The sequence below is a fragment of the Campylobacter showae CSUNSWCD genome (assembly GCF_000313615.1).
In the GTDB taxonomy this organism is placed as follows: domain Bacteria; phylum Campylobacterota; class Campylobacteria; order Campylobacterales; family Campylobacteraceae; genus Campylobacter_A; species Campylobacter_A showae_A.
Window position 1 is genome coordinate 20,858 of sequence record NZ_AMZQ01000010.1, and the last position, 14,157, is coordinate 35,014.

Genomic DNA, 14,157 nt, shown 5'->3' on the forward strand with positions numbered 1-14,157 from the left:
AAACTAAACCAGAAAGGTTAAATTTAATATTCAAAGATATTTGGATCGATCACCATCGCGCGGTATGCCACGTCGTCTCTAGACGCAGACTCAACGTCCATTTCAAATTTGATGTCGTTTGTTTTCGGATCGATCTCCACGAGCACCATTTTGATCGTTTTATCAGGCTTTAGCAGATAGACGTTCGAGCTTGAGATGAAGTACGTGCTTTTATCCTTTTGCCACTCCACGACGCTCGTAACCGCGCTATAGAAGTCAAATCCGCGCTCCTTGCCAAACTCCCACGTCTGTTCTACCGTGCCCTTTTTCTCGTCGATCTTGTACTCGACCGCGCGAGAGTATTTTTCCTCTTTTAGCGCAGGCTGCTCCATACCGCGGCCGTCGCCGTTGTCAAATACGCTGATGTGCTTTACGCTGCCCTTGTTATCGTAGCGCGGGGTGAGCCACGCGGTGTGCTGCGTCCACGACCAGTCGAAGTCGCCCTCGCATCTTGAGTTTTCGCATTTGATCTTGTTGCCGTTTTTATCCACCGGAGTGAGCACTTTTTCTTTAAAGTCCGCGCTCCAGCCTTCAGGCGACGCCAGGATCCATTTTACTTTTTTGTCGCGGCCGATCTTAACTATGCCTTGGTGGCGAAGCGAGAGGATGATACCGTCGTCGCTAGGATCGTGCGAGATCGAGTTTACGTGCGCCCAGTTGCGTCCCGTGCCGGTCGAGGTCACGTCGCCAAAAGGCAGATCGTCGCTGATTTTGATCTCTTTGGCGTCCATATCGATATTTAGGCACACGGCGCGAGCGTCAAGAGCCTTGATGAGGTTGCTACGATAAACGTTTTTGCCGAAAATTTCATTCAGATCCCACTCGTCCACGACCTTGCCGCTGCCGTCCACTTCGATGATGTGATCTCTGATCGTGTGCGAGAGCCTACCGTCTGCGTGGTGGTAGTTGTATTTGCCGACGCGAAGCAGTAAGTGATCGCCTTTTAGCGGCATCACCTCGTGGCTAAGGTCGATGTAGCCGCGCGGCAGCTCGCGATTATACACCTCCTTGCCCATCATATCGTAGCGCATATATCGCTGCGCCATACCCCAGCTCAGATCGCCGTTTGGCAGCTGATGAAAGCCCATCATCATGCCGCCGTCCATCACTCTACGCTCGCTGCGGTCGTAAAATTTCTGATAGTCCAGATACCATCTGACCTCGCCCTGCGTATCGACGACGAAATTTTCGGTGAAATCATTCCAGCTAGCAGCACCGCCGTTTTTCCAATCAAGCGGCTTATAAACGCTCGTGATAGTGTTGTTGATGAGATAGAGCCTGTTTTTAAACGCAGGATCGACCTTTTTAACCTTCATCTTTTGCATGTGGCTAAATCTATAATCGCGGCTATACGTCACGATCGGCTGAGCGTAAATTTTATACTTTTCGACCTTCTTTTCGCCGTTAAAAACGTAGCTTACTTCGACCTCGTTTAGATAGTCCGGATACAACCCCCAGATCGGCACGCCGTCATGCGTCAGCAGCGCATGCTCGGAGACGTTATATGAGATGTCGATGCCGCCATTTGGCTTACCCAGCACCCGCACGTGGATATCCTTGATGTCCTTGCCGGCGCGATCAATGACGGCGGTTAGTGGCGCCACGTCGTATGGGTTGATAAACACCGAGCCAAGCTCGCCCTGGGTTTTTACCTGATGCGCCAAAACGCCCGCACTCGCAGTCTGCGGCACCGCTATAAACGCGCCGCCCACTAAGGCCACAGCCAAAACGATAGAACCGAAAAAATTCTTACGCATATTCGCTCCTTTTGGATAAATTTAGCTAATTTTACTACTACCAAATCACATAATAATCATACTAGCTTTAAACTTTACTTAAATATAAAATTTAAATCTATATTTTAATAAAAAGGCTTAAATTTTAAAACGAGAGCGAGCCGGATAACGGGTCAAATTTTGATATAATTAGCCCGAATTTATCAAATTTAAGGAGAAAAAATGCCTTTCATAAACGTAAAAATGGCAGGCCCGGAGCCGACAAAAGAGCAAAAGCAAAAGCTGGTCGAGGAGATGACCGACACTATGGTGCGCGTGCTGGGCAAAAACCGCGAACGAGTGCAAATTTATATCGAGACATACGACGCAAGCTCGATAGGCTCGGGCGGCAAGACGCTTGAGGAGATTAGAAAGGAGCAAAAATGAGCGAATTTTCAAAAGAGGACCTAGAGCGCAAGATCACGCTAGCAGCGGGCGATACGGCGCCAAATTTTACCCTAGAAAACAGCGACGGCGTTAGCATCAGCCTAAAAGACTTCGTCGGCAAAAACGTCGTGCTGTACTTTTACCCAAAGGATAACACCCCGGGCTGCACGACCGAGGCATGCGAATTTAGCGCACTTTACGACGATTTTATCGCCAAAGACACCGTGATCGTGGGCGTTAGTCCCGATAGCGTCAAATCACACGCCGGCTTTGCGCAAAAACAGGGCCTAAAACACATCCTGCTAAGTGACCCCACGCACGAAGTCGCCAAACTCTACGGCGTCTGGCAGGTGAAAAAAAACTACGGCAAAGAGTATCTGGGTATCGCGCGCTCGACCTTTGTGATCGGCAAAGACGGCAAAGTCGCGAAGGTGTATAAGAGCGTGAAGGCGAAGGAGCATGCGGCGAAGGTTTTGGCCGATCTTGTGAAGTGATTGCGGCTTGTCTTTTTCCTTTATACTTCGTTAGAAATTTCGCCGAAGCTCGGTTACATACTATATGTATGCGCCCTCGCTCGGCTCATTTCCGCCTCGTCTAAAGGAAAAATACTTCGCCTTACCGTTTTATACTCGAATTTGAAGTCAAATTTGCAAATTTGAGTCACTGAGACCCACATTTTGAAAATGCAAATTTTAAACCTGCGACGCTTTACTCGCAGAGCAAAGCAGTGTCGCCACCTCTAACGTGCAGTGGGGCTGGAGAGGGCTTGGGAGAGGGTCTGTCTTGGACAGTTACGAGCGCAAAGCGCGAAGTAAAGGAAGGCGACGCTTCGTAAGTAGGTCTGCTTTGCAGTTACGAGCCGCAGGCGAAGTAAAGCCCCTTCCTCTCCCTAAAAAAGAGAAAGGCGGATATAAAAGGGTGCTCTTTTGCTTCGGCTTTGCCTCGCAACTGCAAGGCAGAGCGCCATTCAAGCCCCCACCCCCTTTACAATAAAGTAAAAAAACAACCTTAGACGGTTGCCTTTTGCTCAAGGAAACCAAACTCGCAATGCCAAATTTGACAAAACCAAATTTAGCATTGTAAATCTGCGGGTCTCGGCAAGTAAAATTTAAAATATTTCCCCAAATTTAACCTAAAAATCCTGTCAAATTTCCGCTCAAATTTTTGATAACGATTATTTTCTAATTATCAAAATATTTATAATGGAGGAGTAATATTTCAGTTATTAAATAATTTTAAAGGAGAAAAAATGGTTAAGTTACAAGAAAAATACGGCCTTTTTATAAACGGCGAATTCGCCCCCGCAAGCAGCGGCAAGACGCTAGATACGTTTGATCCGGCCACCGGCAAAAAGCTAGCCGCGATCGCGGACGCGAGCAAAGAGGATGTGGATGCGGCGGTTAAGGCGGCTCGAGAAGCGTTTAAGACGTTTCGTCACAGCACCGTAAGTGAGCGAAGCAGAATTTTGCTCAAAATCGCCGATATAATCGACGCAAACAAGGACTTTTTGGCCGCGGTCGAGACGATGGATAACGGCAAGCCTATCCGCGAGACGTTAAACGTGGACGTGCCGTACGCGGCGGAGCATTTTAGGTATTTTGCCGGCGTGATCCAGGGCGAAGAGGGTAGCGCAAACGTACTCGAGGAAAAGCACCTCTCGCTCATATTGCGCGAGCCTATCGGCGTCGTAGCGCAGATCGTGCCGTGGAATTTCCCATTTTTGATGGTGGCGTGGAAACTAGCTCCGGTTATCGCCGCGGGCGACACGAGCGTGCTAAAACCGTCGTCTGAAACGAGCTTGAGCGTGCTAGAGCTAATGCGCCTCATCAAAGACGTGCTACCAAAAGGCGTCGTAAACGTGATCACGGGCAAAGGCAGCGGCGCGGGCGAGTTTTTGCAAAAGCATAGCGGCATCGACAAGATCGCATTTACCGGCTCGACCGAGATCGGACGCGAGATCGCTATCTCAGCGGCTGAAAAAATCATCCCAGCAACGCTCGAGCTAGGTGGCAAATCAGCCAACATCATCTATGCCGACGCGGACTTTGACCTGGCTCTAGACGGCGTTCAGATGGGCATTTTGTTTAACCAAGGGCAAGTTTGCTGCGCGGGCAGTAGGATATTTGTCGAGGAGAAAATTTACGACAAATTTATCGCCGCGGCTGTGGAGAAATTTAAAAATCTAAAAGTCGGCGATCCTCTGGATCCAAAGACACAGATGGGCTCTCAAATCAACGCCAAACAAGCCGCCAAAATCGTCGAGTACATCAATATCGGCGTCAAAGAAGGCGCTAAAATCGCCGTCGGAGGCAAACTCGCGGCTGCGGGCGATAGCTTCGTCGAGCCGACGCTGCTAGTTGACGTGAGCAACGATATGCGCGTAGCTAGAGAGGAAATCTTCGGCCCTGTGGGCGTCGTGATCAAATTTAAAAACGAAGACGAGCTCATCAAAATGGTAAACGACAGCGAATACGGCCTAGGCGGCGGCGTCTTCACGCAGGACATCACTCGCGCTATCCGCACCGCTCGCGCGATGGAGACGGGCCGCGTGTGGATAAACTGCTACAACCAGATCCCGGCGGGCAGCCCATTTGGCGGCTACAAGAGCTCTGGCATCGGCCGCGAAACGCACAAAGTCATCCTCGAGCACTACACTCAGATGAAAAATATCATGATAAATTTGACGGGCAAGGTTAGTTCGTTTTATTAAAATTTGCTAGCACAAATTTGGGTCGGGCGGTTTGCTCGACCTTTTTTGGATTTGACGAAGCTCTTATAAATTTGAATAAATTTAGAACCGATTTTTATCTACTTTCGTTTTAAATTTAATATCAAGCCGGTGATTTTACATTAAACAAAATTACTCCCTGAACTGCAAATTTAGCCAAATTTGGTTTTATGCATTTTGATAGTTAAATTGCCAAATTTTAGAAGCCGGACTCTCACAACTCATTACAAATTTTTCCGCAAATTTGCCGAAAAACGATACTCCGAACCGGCCTGCACAATCACGTCTAAAAAATCGCCCACGCGCGTAGTATAAATGCCGCCCGCACAACTCACGCCTCTATCAAAAAGCGCTTTAGGCGACATCAAAACGGTTGGACCTACGACGATGACGTCGGCACCGCTCTTTTTTAGACTCACTATCTCCTCCAGCGTGTCGTTTAGTAGCGTGACGACGGTTATGCTGAGATTGTCGGCCGCCCCGATCGCGTCCACAGCCTCTTCTTGCGGTAAAAATACTTGAGATCATCGACTTTTAGCGCGCTCTTATCAAGCTCCAAGATACAAAAATCAAGGCTGTTTTTCTTCATAAATTTGATGTAAGGCACCAGTGCACCCACGATCACGCTAAACGAGCTGCGCTTGATAGCTAGCTCGTCAAAAGGATCGGCCTTAAATTTAGTCACATAGGACTACCAGAGCGCTCATAACGCGTCTGCAAAAGCACGATTTAGAACAGGCTACAGTCATGGGCTTTTAAAAGGCCTGCCGCTAATTAATCCTTTAAAAGCGTTTTTACGTTTTTGCCGCAGATGTTGCCAGAATTTGGCATTACCGCGGTTTGCGACGGACAGCAAACAGCCTGCGGAAAGGCCTTTAGTGGGGTGAGGCTCACGCCGCAAACGCCATTGCTTAGCTTTACGCCCGTGAAAAACAGCCCTACCACAATGCGCTACACGTTTAAATTTTTTATTTCGTCGCCCAAATTTTTATAAATTTGACTTAGGTTGTCGCTTAAAATTTGACCCACGGCAATCTCCTTTTGGCGATGTAAATAGTTAAATTTTATGAAAATTTTATAGCAAAATATTTTAAATTATATTAATCTATATCATATTTGCATCTAAAATAGATGGCGCCCAACGGCATAAACTTAGTCAAATTTTGAGCCTAAATTAATATCTAGCTTAATTACTTCTCCTTGCGAGTTAAAATTTATCTTGTTTTTTTTGATTCTTTAAATTTTGGTATTGATTGAAAAGTATGTCCGTCTCATGTTTATAATCATATAAATTTTTATTATAAAATATCGTTTTATAATCGAGATTGTTCCCCTTGTCGTATATTGAAATGAAAGAAAATATATATTCTCTATCGCAATCTATATTTTCATCAATTATCTTTTTATAGTTATAGCAAAACGGGTATATACTCTTTTCTTGTTGATAAAATATATCCCTAAATATAGAGTTTAAAAGCCTTCTATAACATCTGTTTTCTGGAGTAATTATGTCAAATTTTTTAGTTTTTGTTTCGTGCATAATTGGTAATTGTATGTCATTTTACTTATAAATACAAAATCAGTAAATAGGTCGAATGAGTGGTTGGCGCCATCTCCAAACCTCATATATATAAAATTCTCTATAAAATTTCCATATTCGTCAATCAAATGCTTTTACTCCCAAGGATAAAAGAGCCGTAGTTTTAAAACCTCGTCGTTTTCTACGATTTCTTCGGCGTTTTGTATAGGTTTGCCGTCTTTGCAAATTTTGGAGCCCAGATTCATAAGATAATCGAAATTTAGCCTTTTATCCAGCTTCCAAAATTCGCATCTGTTATCAGGATATTTATCGCCGTTGCACCATGAAAATCTTACTCCCTCATAGCCGTTTTTGTCTAAGTGAATATCTGCCATCTTGCCAAAATCTATTTGCGGATAATTATCTAAGTAGTGAATCTTTTTTAGGTAATCTTTTAAATTTAGCTCTACAAGCTCTCTTTGCGTCAGGTTTTTATCGCTAAAATCAATCGCTTCTAAGATTGCCGAAATTCTATATGCGGGTAGCAAGGCAATAAATATACAGAGCCAGATTAGAAAAACTATTATATAAAAGTATTTCAGACGCAAATTTGCTCCTATGTGACATATTTATTTTTATGGACTATGCGGTAAATCTCGTATCGATCCATTATATTCTTGCCTTCTTCGCCGTATATAGTATAGTCTCCTTTGCTACCCGCAAATTCATACGCATATGATATTACTGTCCTATTGGTATCGTGTTTGTGGATAAAAATTTTCAAGCCAGCCCAAGCCCAGCTCGTCTCCTGTAAAATTTGACCTTTTAAGATTTGTATCTCCGCCGCCTAAAAGATGTTCTCTATATAGCATGGCATGCAAAAAACTTGATTTCCCAGAGCTATTGGGGCCATATACTAAAGTTATAGGCTTATCTGAAAATTTCTGCAAATTTTCTCCAAATGCCTTAAAGTTATTAAATCCCACTTTTACCATTTTAGCCCCTCGATGTATTTTTTGTTTACCGTGATTATACTATAGTTTATTTTTGGTGCTCTTAAATATTGCTAGAATTAAGCGTTATACTTTGCAACGCCTGAGCATCATAGACATAATTACAAAATAGTATTCAGGCGACCTGTCAAGGCAAAACCTCTAATGATAAAATGTGTCAATATAGGATACTCTAGAATATTAAATAAATCCGGGAGAAATCAATTTGAAAAACAATAATAAGAAGTTGGGTTACCTCTCGGGTTACCTTTTGAAAGCTTAAGTCTTGAGATGTCGTATTTTAGGGAGTTTTGGATGGTGCGGATGAAAGGACTTGAACCTTCACGCCGTGGGGCACCAGATCCTAAGTCTGGCGTGTCTGCCAATTTCACCACATCCGCACAACAATAATAAAATGGTACGCCCATCAGGATTCGAACCTGAGGCCTACGGCTTAGAAGGCCGTTGCTCTATCCAGCTGAGCTATGAGCGCATAAAAACAAAGTGGCGCGCCCGATAGGAGTCGAACCCATAACCTACAGATCCGAAGTCTGTCGCTCTATCCAATTGAGCTACGAGCGCCCAAGTGGGGTGAGTGATGGGAATCGAACCCACGACCCTCAGGACCACAATCTGATGCTCTAACCGACTGAGCTACACTCACCATCTAACAAATGGTCGGGGTGAAAGGATTCGAACCTTCGGCCCTCTGGTCCCAAACCAGATGCGCTAACCAGCCTGCGCTACACCCCGAGGCATTGCGAGTTTAGCCTACTTATTGAAAAGGCGCATTGTAGCCAAAAAAATACTCTTTGTCAAGAAAAATAAGCTTAAAATTGAAAATTTGCAAAAATTTTCGCTTTAACCCGCACAAATTCGGCTAAGAACAAATTTGGTGTAAAAGAAAAAAGTTAGCCCGATCAGCCAAACGTTAAAAAACATCGCCTTAAAAATATCTTGCAACTCGCCGCCAAAAACATCGGCTACAAGCGAGTAGAGCGCTATTTGAAGCACTATCTGACGGGTAAAATTTAAAACAAAAACCGCCGCGGGTCTTTTTACGCCTTGAAGCGTCGAGCCGGAGAGATTTATGAGCGCGTAACCCATAAACGCCAGCGAATTTAGCGTAAAATAGCTCCTTGCCGCGCTCACGACCTCTGGCGTCTCGTCAAAAAACCCGACCAAAATCCCGCCGAGCCCCAGGCAAAAAGCCGCCGCAAAAACGCAGTAAACCGCTAGAAATTTGACCGCATAGGAGTAGCAGCCGCGCACTCTGGCGTATTCGCGCGCGCCGAAGTTTTGCGATACGATACCAAGCACAGCCGATGCGATGCCAGTTGTGGGCAGCATCACGATCTGCTCGATGCGAAGAGCTAGGCCATAACCTGCAACCGCGTGCGTGCCGTAGCGGCTGATAAAATGCATGAGCACGAGTCCGCCAAGCGACATCGAAAGGTAGTTTAGGCACGCGGGCAAGGCTTGGGCTAAAATTTTACGGTAGATGGCGAGCTCTGGCGCAAATGAGCGTAAATTTAAAAAATTTATCATGCCTGTTTTTGAGACCTTGACGCCTAAAAATAGCGAACCCAAAAGCTGCACCGAAGCCGTTGCTAGCGCTATCCCGCCGACACCCAGCCCGCAAAAATCCACGTAAAAAAAGCAAAAGCCCAAATTTATAAAAAGTCCCGCAAAAAGCCAGTTTCGCAGGCTCTTTGTGTCGCCTGTAGCCACTAGCACGCCGTTTAAGGATTTTATGAGTAAGAAAAATGGCGAGGCAAGGAATATCACGCGGTTATACGCCATGGCTTCGCGCAAAAACTCATCGTTTGCGCCTAAAATTTTAAGCAAATGCGGCGTAAAAATAAATCCCGAAAGCCCCATAAAAAGTGCGCAAAGAAGCACGAAAAATACACCCTTTGCGGCGTAAATTTTTGCGAGTTTTTCTTTGCCGCCGCCAAGCGCGTTGCCAACAAGCGCGGTTAATGCAGAGCCAAAGCCAAGCCCCACGCCCACGACGCTGATGTAGAGTAAAAAACTCATCGAAAAGCCCGCCAGCGCCTGCGTCGATATGTGCGCGGCAAAAAACACGCCCGTCACGTTATAAAGCGTGTTAAAGCTCATCGCAACGCCCGCTGGCGCGGCTAAGCGCAGCACGAGCTTGTTTACGGGCTCTTTTGTGAGATTCACTTGATTTTGAGCTCCAAAAGCGCGTCTTTTGCCTCTTTTGTCACGCGGTAGCTGTCGCGGATCTTTGAGATCGTTTTGTTGTGGGTAAATTTACTCAGTCGCCCGCTCTCCAGTAGCTCTCGCCCCGCGCCGTCAAATTTGATAAAAACCTCGGCTAAACACAAAGCAGCCGCCATTTGCACGTAGTAGCGCTCGTCTTTTTCCTCGGCGCAAATTTCAAAAAACCGCTCAAGCGGAAGCGCATTAAAATTGCGCATAAAATAAACGTAAAAAAATCGCTTTTCGTATTCTAAATTTGAGCCTAGAGCCTGTTTTAGCAGCGCATCTATGTAGCATGCACTCGCAAATTTAGGCTCAAAGCCGTCCGTCACCGCCCAGTTTGGCATCGTTTTGATAAACTCGCTAGCTAGCTTAAATTTGGCCTCGTCATCTTTAACGAGCATTATCAAAAAACCCTTTAACATGAACTCCTCATGAAAAAAGGGCTCGTATTCGGCGATCTGCTTTAAATTTAGCCGAGCGAAATTTCGCTTTGCCAGGCGTCTTAGTTCGGGAGTTTTTACGCCTAAAATTTCGGGACTTTTGATGAGCTTTTGCGAAAATGCCGCCAGCTTTTCACTCTTAAGCCCCTCTAAAATCTCTAAAAATTCGCCTTTTACGTCCACGCTAGCTCCTTTGCTTTTTAAATTTACCGCTCAAATTCGTCATGCTTAAATTTGACGCGTCAAAAGCCAAAGCGTCAAATTTGTCGCCCTGCGCACCCAAAAGCAAATTTAAAGGCTCAAATTTTACTTTTGAGCCTCTTGCGCGCGTTTTGCCGACTTTTTGCGAGCGTAGATGTTGATGAGCTCCACGCCCAGTGAAAACGCCATCGCAAAGTAAACGTAGCCCTTAGGCACGTGCATACCAAGTCCCTCACCCACTAGCGTAAAGCCGATCAAGATCAAAAACGCAAGTGCTAGAATCTTGATCGTCGGGTTGTTGTCGACGAAATTTGATATGCTCTTAGACGCGAACATCATCACGCCCACCGCGAGCATCACGGCTAAAATCATGATCTCTATGTGGTTTGCCATGCCCACTGCGGTGATGACGCTATCGAGCGAAAAGACGATATCAAGCACGGCGATCTCTGCGATAACGACCCAAAAACTTGCATGCCCTTTGCTCGCCGAGTGCTCCTCGTGCTCGCCGCTGACGCTTGAGTGAATCTCGAGCGTGGACTTGCCGATAAGAAAAAGTCCGCCTAAAATCAGCACCAAATCGCGCCCCGTGATCGTAAAGTCAAACACGCTAAATAGCGGCTTTGTAAGCTTCATAATCCAAAATAGCGAAAGCAAAAGCGCAATCCTCGTTAGCATCGCAAGCGAAAGCCCTAGTATACGGCCTTTGTCGCGCTGCTCAGGCGGGAGCTTGCCGACTAGGATCGCGATAAATATGATGTTATCGATACCAAGCACGATCTCAAGCCCAGTTAGCGTCACGAGCGACAGCCACGCCTCGGGCGAAAAAATCCAATCGAACATTTTTTTCCTTTTTTATAAATTAGGGCGCGATTATAGCCAAAACGGGTTTAAATTTGATTGAGCGGGCAGGCGCGGGCGTTTGGTGATCAAATTTTACGATTAAATTTGGCTGGTTTTTGTTTATTTGGCGGAGATTAAAATTTGACGCAATGAAATTTGAGCTTACAAAATACGGCGCAAACGGTTTTGAGGTTAAATTTTAGAAAATCCGAATTTAAGAAAAATTGTATTTAGATAAAGGGCGTTTAAGCGATAAGCGGATAAAATTAAAATCTTTTGTGAAATTTAAAATGAAGTGGTGACCCCTACGAGACTCGAACTCGTGTTACCGCCGTGAAAGGGCGATGTCCTAACCGCTAGACGAAGGGGCCACAAATTAGCGGAAATGGGATTTTACATTAAAGATAATAAAAAATAGCTTAAACCAAGGATAAAGAATCATGAAAAAATTTTCAAAATTTGCTTTAGCTGCGCTCGCTTGCCTTGCATTTGACGGTTGCGCCGCGCTACAAAGCCAAAAATCATCGGACAAATTTACCGTCACCATCCTCACTCCGCCGTTAAAAATCAACGACGTGGGCTTCCTGCATAAAACCGCAAACCAGCTAAATTTGCAAATTTACAGCTCTGGCGTAAATACGGTAAATCTAAAAATAAACGACAAAATTTGCATGAACGGCGCGTGTTTTGAGAAAAAAGAATTTAACAAAAAGTTCTTTTTAGAGGAGAGATACGACGACTTTTTCGCGGAAATTTTGGAGCGCAAACCGCTGTATGACGGCATAAATGTAATGACAAATTCGTGCGGTTTTATACAAGATATAAGTAAATATTCAATAAAATACGAAGTTTGCGGTAAAAATATCAGCTTTTTCGACACTAAAAACCGCATAAAAATCATCATAAAAGAGCTTCAATGAAATTTATCGGCGCGCATGTGAGCATCGCGGGCGGCGTAGAAAACGCTCCGCTAAATGCGGCAAATATCGGCGCAAACGCCTTTGCAATGTTCGTCAAAAATCAGCGCCAATGGGAGGCCAAGCCGCTAACCATAGAAAATATCTCCAAATTTAAACAAAATTTAAAAGCCGCCGGCATCGAGCCCAGGCACGTTTTGCCGCACAACGGCTACCTTATAAATTTAGGCCATCCAAACGAGCAGCAGCGTCAAAAGTCCATTAACGCCTTTTTGGACGAAATTTACCGCGTAGAGGCGCTCGGACTTGAGATGATAAATTTTCACCCAGGCTCGTATCTAAACGAAATTTCGCCCGAAATTTGCCTAGAAAATATCGCAAATTCCGTAAATCTCCTACTCGAAAATAGCCAAAACGTAAAGCTAGTTATCGAAAATACCGCGGGTCAGGGCTCAAATTTGGGCTTTAAATTTGAACACCTAGCCTACATCATCAAACGCTGTACCGATAAAAGCAGGATCGGCGTGTGCCTGGATACCTGTCATACCTTTGCCGCAGGATACGATATCAGAGATAACTACGAGCGCGTGATGAGCGAATTTGACGAGATAGTCGGGCGCGAGATGCTGCGGGGTATGCATATAAACGATACGAAATTTGACCTAGCCAGCAAAAAGGACCGCCACGAGAGCCTAGGCAAAGGCTTTTTGGGCTTAAAAACATTTGAAAACATCATAAACGACCCCCGCACGGACGATATCCCGCTAGTTTTAGAAACGATCGACGAGAGCATCTGGGCGGACGAGATAAAAATTTTAAGAAACTTTAAAGGAGAGTAAATGAGAAAATACATCGGCGTGTGCCTCGCGACTTGCTGCTGCCTAAATGCGGCGGGCTTTAAAATCCCCGAGCAAAGCGGCGATAGTATCGCGCTTTTAAACTCAAACATCGCGACGAGTTTCGGTCCCGACGCAGCCTATAACAACCCGGCAAATATGATATTTCTGGGCGGCGGACACTACCTAGAGAGCTCGCTAACCTACCTGCGCATGTCAAAGACGAAGTATAGGCACTATAACGGCGACAAACTCACCTCCAAAAGAGCAAACGCGCTCGTACCTACCTTTCACTTCGTGACGCCACAGTTTGATGACTGGCGCTTTGGTCTATCAGTCGTCGTGCCGGCCGGAATGTCGATGAGATGGGACGAAAATCTCCCTAAAGCCACCTCTAAAAAATTCGATCTAAAAGTGATCGAGGTAAATCCTAGCGTCGCCTACGCGCTAACCGATAATATCGCGCTAGGTTTTGGCCTGCGCGCCGTTTACGCTAGAGGAGAGGCCGTGCAGGAGGTCTCAGGCGCCCTACCCGTCTCGCAGGATATCAAAGGCTACCGCATAAATTTCGGCTATAATGCGGCAATCACCTATAAACCGACCTCAAATTTGAGCCTAGCGGCCACCTACCGCTCAAAAGTAAATATGAATCTAAAAGGCGACACCGAAATCAGCGCGCCGGCGCATCCGCTAGGACGATTTCCGAGCGGCTCGTATAGCGGCAGCGCAAAGCTATCCGTACCGCTACCTGCGAGCTTAAATTTAGCCCTATCGTACAAAATCGCAAATACCACGCTGTTATTTGACTTTGAGAGAACCTATTGGTCTGCGTGGAAAGAGCTTGACTTCAACTACCCTGGCGCCTCGGCCGCTCACTACCGCAACCCGTTTTTTGCGGCATTTGACGCATCTAAAAAGCGCGACTGGAAGGACAGCAACGCCTACCGCATCGGCGTAGCGCACGACGCAACGGACAAACTCCGCCTGATGGGCGCGGTTACGTTTGACGAGGCCGCATCCAGAGCCGATACTGCGGGCTTTGACCTGCCAGACACCAAAGCCGTCATCTATGCAGCGGGCTTTAACTACAAATTTACAGACGCTTTGGAGCTGGGAGCTAGCTACTTCTACCAAGACAGAAAAGAGCGCAACGTGAGCTACTACTCAAACGCGTCAGGACTCTATCCAAACGGCAAATTTGAACGCGGCAACGCTCAGGCGATAAATTTGAACGTAAAATATAAATTTTAA

15 protein-coding genes and 6 tRNA genes are annotated in these 14,157 nt (G+C 45.8%); 6 read left to right on the top strand and 15 right to left on the bottom strand.

Translation table 11 applies throughout. The features are described from left to right. Positions 1-23 precede the first annotated feature (23 nt). Complete coding sequence (locus CSUNSWCD_RS07600; RefSeq protein WP_009495419.1) at positions 24-1,796, bottom strand: aryl-sulfate sulfotransferase; 1,773 nt, start codon at positions 1,794-1,796, stop codon at positions 24-26. A gap of 201 nt (positions 1,797-1,997) precedes the next feature. Between CSUNSWCD_RS07600 and CSUNSWCD_RS07605 the strand changes: the two genes are divergently transcribed. The 3 genes from CSUNSWCD_RS07605 (at position 1,998) to CSUNSWCD_RS07615 (ending at position 4,911) form a co-directional block, all read left to right on the top strand. Next, the gene (locus tag CSUNSWCD_RS07605) at positions 1,998-2,201 is read left to right on the top strand and encodes a tautomerase family protein (protein ID WP_002949321.1); all 204 of its coding nucleotides are present in this window, start codon (positions 1,998-2,000) and stop codon (positions 2,199-2,201) included. Continuing rightward, complete coding sequence (gene bcp / locus CSUNSWCD_RS07610) at positions 2,198-2,695, top strand: thioredoxin-dependent thiol peroxidase (RefSeq protein ID WP_009495423.1); 498 nt, start codon at positions 2,198-2,200, stop codon at positions 2,693-2,695. Before CSUNSWCD_RS07605 ends, bcp begins: the two co-directional genes overlap by 4 nt. 755 nt (positions 2,696-3,450) lie before the next feature. Next, entirely contained in the window at positions 3,451-4,911 is a 1,461-nt protein-coding gene (locus CSUNSWCD_RS07615; RefSeq protein WP_009495427.1) for an aldehyde dehydrogenase family protein, read from the top strand. 242 nt (positions 4,912-5,153) lie between these two features. Here CSUNSWCD_RS07615 and CSUNSWCD_RS11760 read toward each other — a convergent pair whose 3' ends face one another. From CSUNSWCD_RS11760 to CSUNSWCD_RS07685, 14 genes are all read right to left on the bottom strand, one after another. Continuing rightward, positions 5,154-5,423: a Rossmann-like domain-containing protein gene (locus CSUNSWCD_RS11760; protein WP_009495429.1), complete on the bottom strand. Its 270-nt coding sequence runs from the start codon at positions 5,421-5,423 to the stop codon at positions 5,154-5,156. After that, the gene (locus CSUNSWCD_RS11765; protein ID WP_009495431.1) at positions 5,387-5,614 is read right to left on the bottom strand and encodes a hypothetical protein; all 228 of its coding nucleotides are present in this window, start codon (positions 5,612-5,614) and stop codon (positions 5,387-5,389) included. Before CSUNSWCD_RS11765 ends, CSUNSWCD_RS11760 begins: the two co-directional genes overlap by 37 nt. A gap of 89 nt (positions 5,615-5,703) precedes the next feature. Further along, positions 5,704-5,874 carry an enolase N-terminal-like fold-containing protein gene (locus CSUNSWCD_RS11770; protein ID WP_009495433.1) on the bottom strand — a complete coding sequence of 57 codons (171 nt, stop codon included), beginning with the start codon at positions 5,872-5,874 and terminating at the stop codon, positions 5,704-5,706. Between the two features lie 729 nt (positions 5,875-6,603). Then, entirely contained in the window at positions 6,604-7,056 is a 453-nt protein-coding gene (locus tag CSUNSWCD_RS07635) for a hypothetical protein (RefSeq protein WP_034964637.1), read from the bottom strand. Positions 7,057-7,197: 141 nt separating this feature from the next. Further along, on the bottom strand, positions 7,198-7,443 hold the full coding sequence (locus CSUNSWCD_RS07640; RefSeq protein WP_034964640.1) for an ATP-binding protein: 246 nt from the start codon (positions 7,441-7,443) through the stop codon (positions 7,198-7,200). A gap of 313 nt (positions 7,444-7,756) precedes the next feature. After that, positions 7,757-7,841 (bottom strand) — tRNA-Leu (locus CSUNSWCD_RS07645). Between the two features lie 15 nt (positions 7,842-7,856). After that, a tRNA-Arg gene (locus CSUNSWCD_RS07650) sits at positions 7,857-7,933 on the bottom strand. A gap of 12 nt (positions 7,934-7,945) precedes the next feature. Next, a tRNA-Arg gene (locus CSUNSWCD_RS07655) sits at positions 7,946-8,022 on the bottom strand. Between the two features lie 5 nt (positions 8,023-8,027). Beyond that, positions 8,028-8,104 (bottom strand) — tRNA-His (locus tag CSUNSWCD_RS07660). 11 nt (positions 8,105-8,115) lie between these two features. Next, positions 8,116-8,193: transfer RNA gene (locus CSUNSWCD_RS07665), tRNA-Pro, on the bottom strand. 108 nt (positions 8,194-8,301) lie between these two features. Further along, positions 8,302-9,627: an MATE family efflux transporter gene (locus CSUNSWCD_RS07670; protein ID WP_009495438.1), complete on the bottom strand. Its 1,326-nt coding sequence runs from the start codon at positions 9,625-9,627 to the stop codon at positions 8,302-8,304. After that, complete coding sequence (locus tag CSUNSWCD_RS07675) at positions 9,624-10,292, bottom strand: DNA alkylation repair protein (protein WP_009495440.1); 669 nt, start codon at positions 10,290-10,292, stop codon at positions 9,624-9,626. The genes CSUNSWCD_RS07670 and CSUNSWCD_RS07675 overlap by 4 nt, the downstream gene beginning before the upstream one ends. A gap of 123 nt (positions 10,293-10,415) precedes the next feature. Beyond that, positions 10,416-11,153 carry a TerC family protein gene (locus CSUNSWCD_RS07680; RefSeq protein WP_009495442.1) on the bottom strand — a complete coding sequence of 246 codons (738 nt, stop codon included), beginning with the start codon at positions 11,151-11,153 and terminating at the stop codon, positions 10,416-10,418. Positions 11,154-11,449: 296 nt separating this feature from the next. After that, positions 11,450-11,524, bottom strand: a tRNA-Glu gene (locus tag CSUNSWCD_RS07685). Positions 11,525-11,593: 69 nt separating this feature from the next. On the opposite strand from CSUNSWCD_RS07685, the gene CSUNSWCD_RS07690 reads away from it, so the two are divergent. From CSUNSWCD_RS07690 to CSUNSWCD_RS07700, 3 genes are read left to right on the top strand one after another with little or no spacing between them, the layout of a single operon-like run. Next, positions 11,594-12,073 carry a hypothetical protein gene (locus tag CSUNSWCD_RS07690; protein ID WP_009495443.1) on the top strand — a complete coding sequence of 160 codons (480 nt, stop codon included), beginning with the start codon at positions 11,594-11,596 and terminating at the stop codon, positions 12,071-12,073. Further along, positions 12,070-12,909: a deoxyribonuclease IV gene (nfo, locus tag CSUNSWCD_RS07695; protein ID WP_009495446.1), complete on the top strand. Its 840-nt coding sequence runs from the start codon at positions 12,070-12,072 to the stop codon at positions 12,907-12,909. The genes CSUNSWCD_RS07690 and nfo overlap by 4 nt, the downstream gene beginning before the upstream one ends. Then, on the top strand, positions 12,910-14,157 hold the full coding sequence (locus CSUNSWCD_RS07700) for an OmpP1/FadL family transporter (protein WP_009495448.1): 1,248 nt from the start codon (positions 12,910-12,912) through the stop codon (positions 14,155-14,157). It begins immediately after the preceding gene.

Bases quoted from the DNA above. Each gene is read 5' to 3' on its own strand.
- CSUNSWCD_RS07680 (WP_009495442.1), bottom strand. From the start codon at position 11,153: ATGTTCGATTGGATTTTTTCGCCCGAGGCGTGGCTGTCGCTCGTGACG.
- CSUNSWCD_RS07700 (WP_009495448.1), top strand. From the start codon at position 12,910: ATGAGAAAATACATCGGCGTGTGCCTCGCGACTTGCTGCTGCCTAAAT.
- bcp (WP_009495423.1), top strand. From the start codon at position 2,198: ATGAGCGAATTTTCAAAAGAGGACCTAGAGCGCAAGATCACGCTAGCA.
- CSUNSWCD_RS07600 (WP_009495419.1), bottom strand. From the start codon at position 1,796: ATGCGTAAGAATTTTTTCGGTTCTATCGTTTTGGCTGTGGCCTTAGTG.
- CSUNSWCD_RS07605 (WP_002949321.1), top strand. From the start codon at position 1,998: ATGCCTTTCATAAACGTAAAAATGGCAGGCCCGGAGCCGACAAAAGAG.
- nfo (WP_009495446.1), top strand. From the start codon at position 12,070: ATGAAATTTATCGGCGCGCATGTGAGCATCGCGGGCGGCGTAGAAAAC.
- CSUNSWCD_RS07640 (WP_034964640.1), bottom strand. From the start codon at position 7,443: ATGGTAAAAGTGGGATTTAATAACTTTAAGGCATTTGGAGAAAATTTG.
- CSUNSWCD_RS07615 (WP_009495427.1), top strand. From the start codon at position 3,451: ATGGTTAAGTTACAAGAAAAATACGGCCTTTTTATAAACGGCGAATTC.
- CSUNSWCD_RS07690 (WP_009495443.1), top strand. From the start codon at position 11,594: ATGAAAAAATTTTCAAAATTTGCTTTAGCTGCGCTCGCTTGCCTTGCA.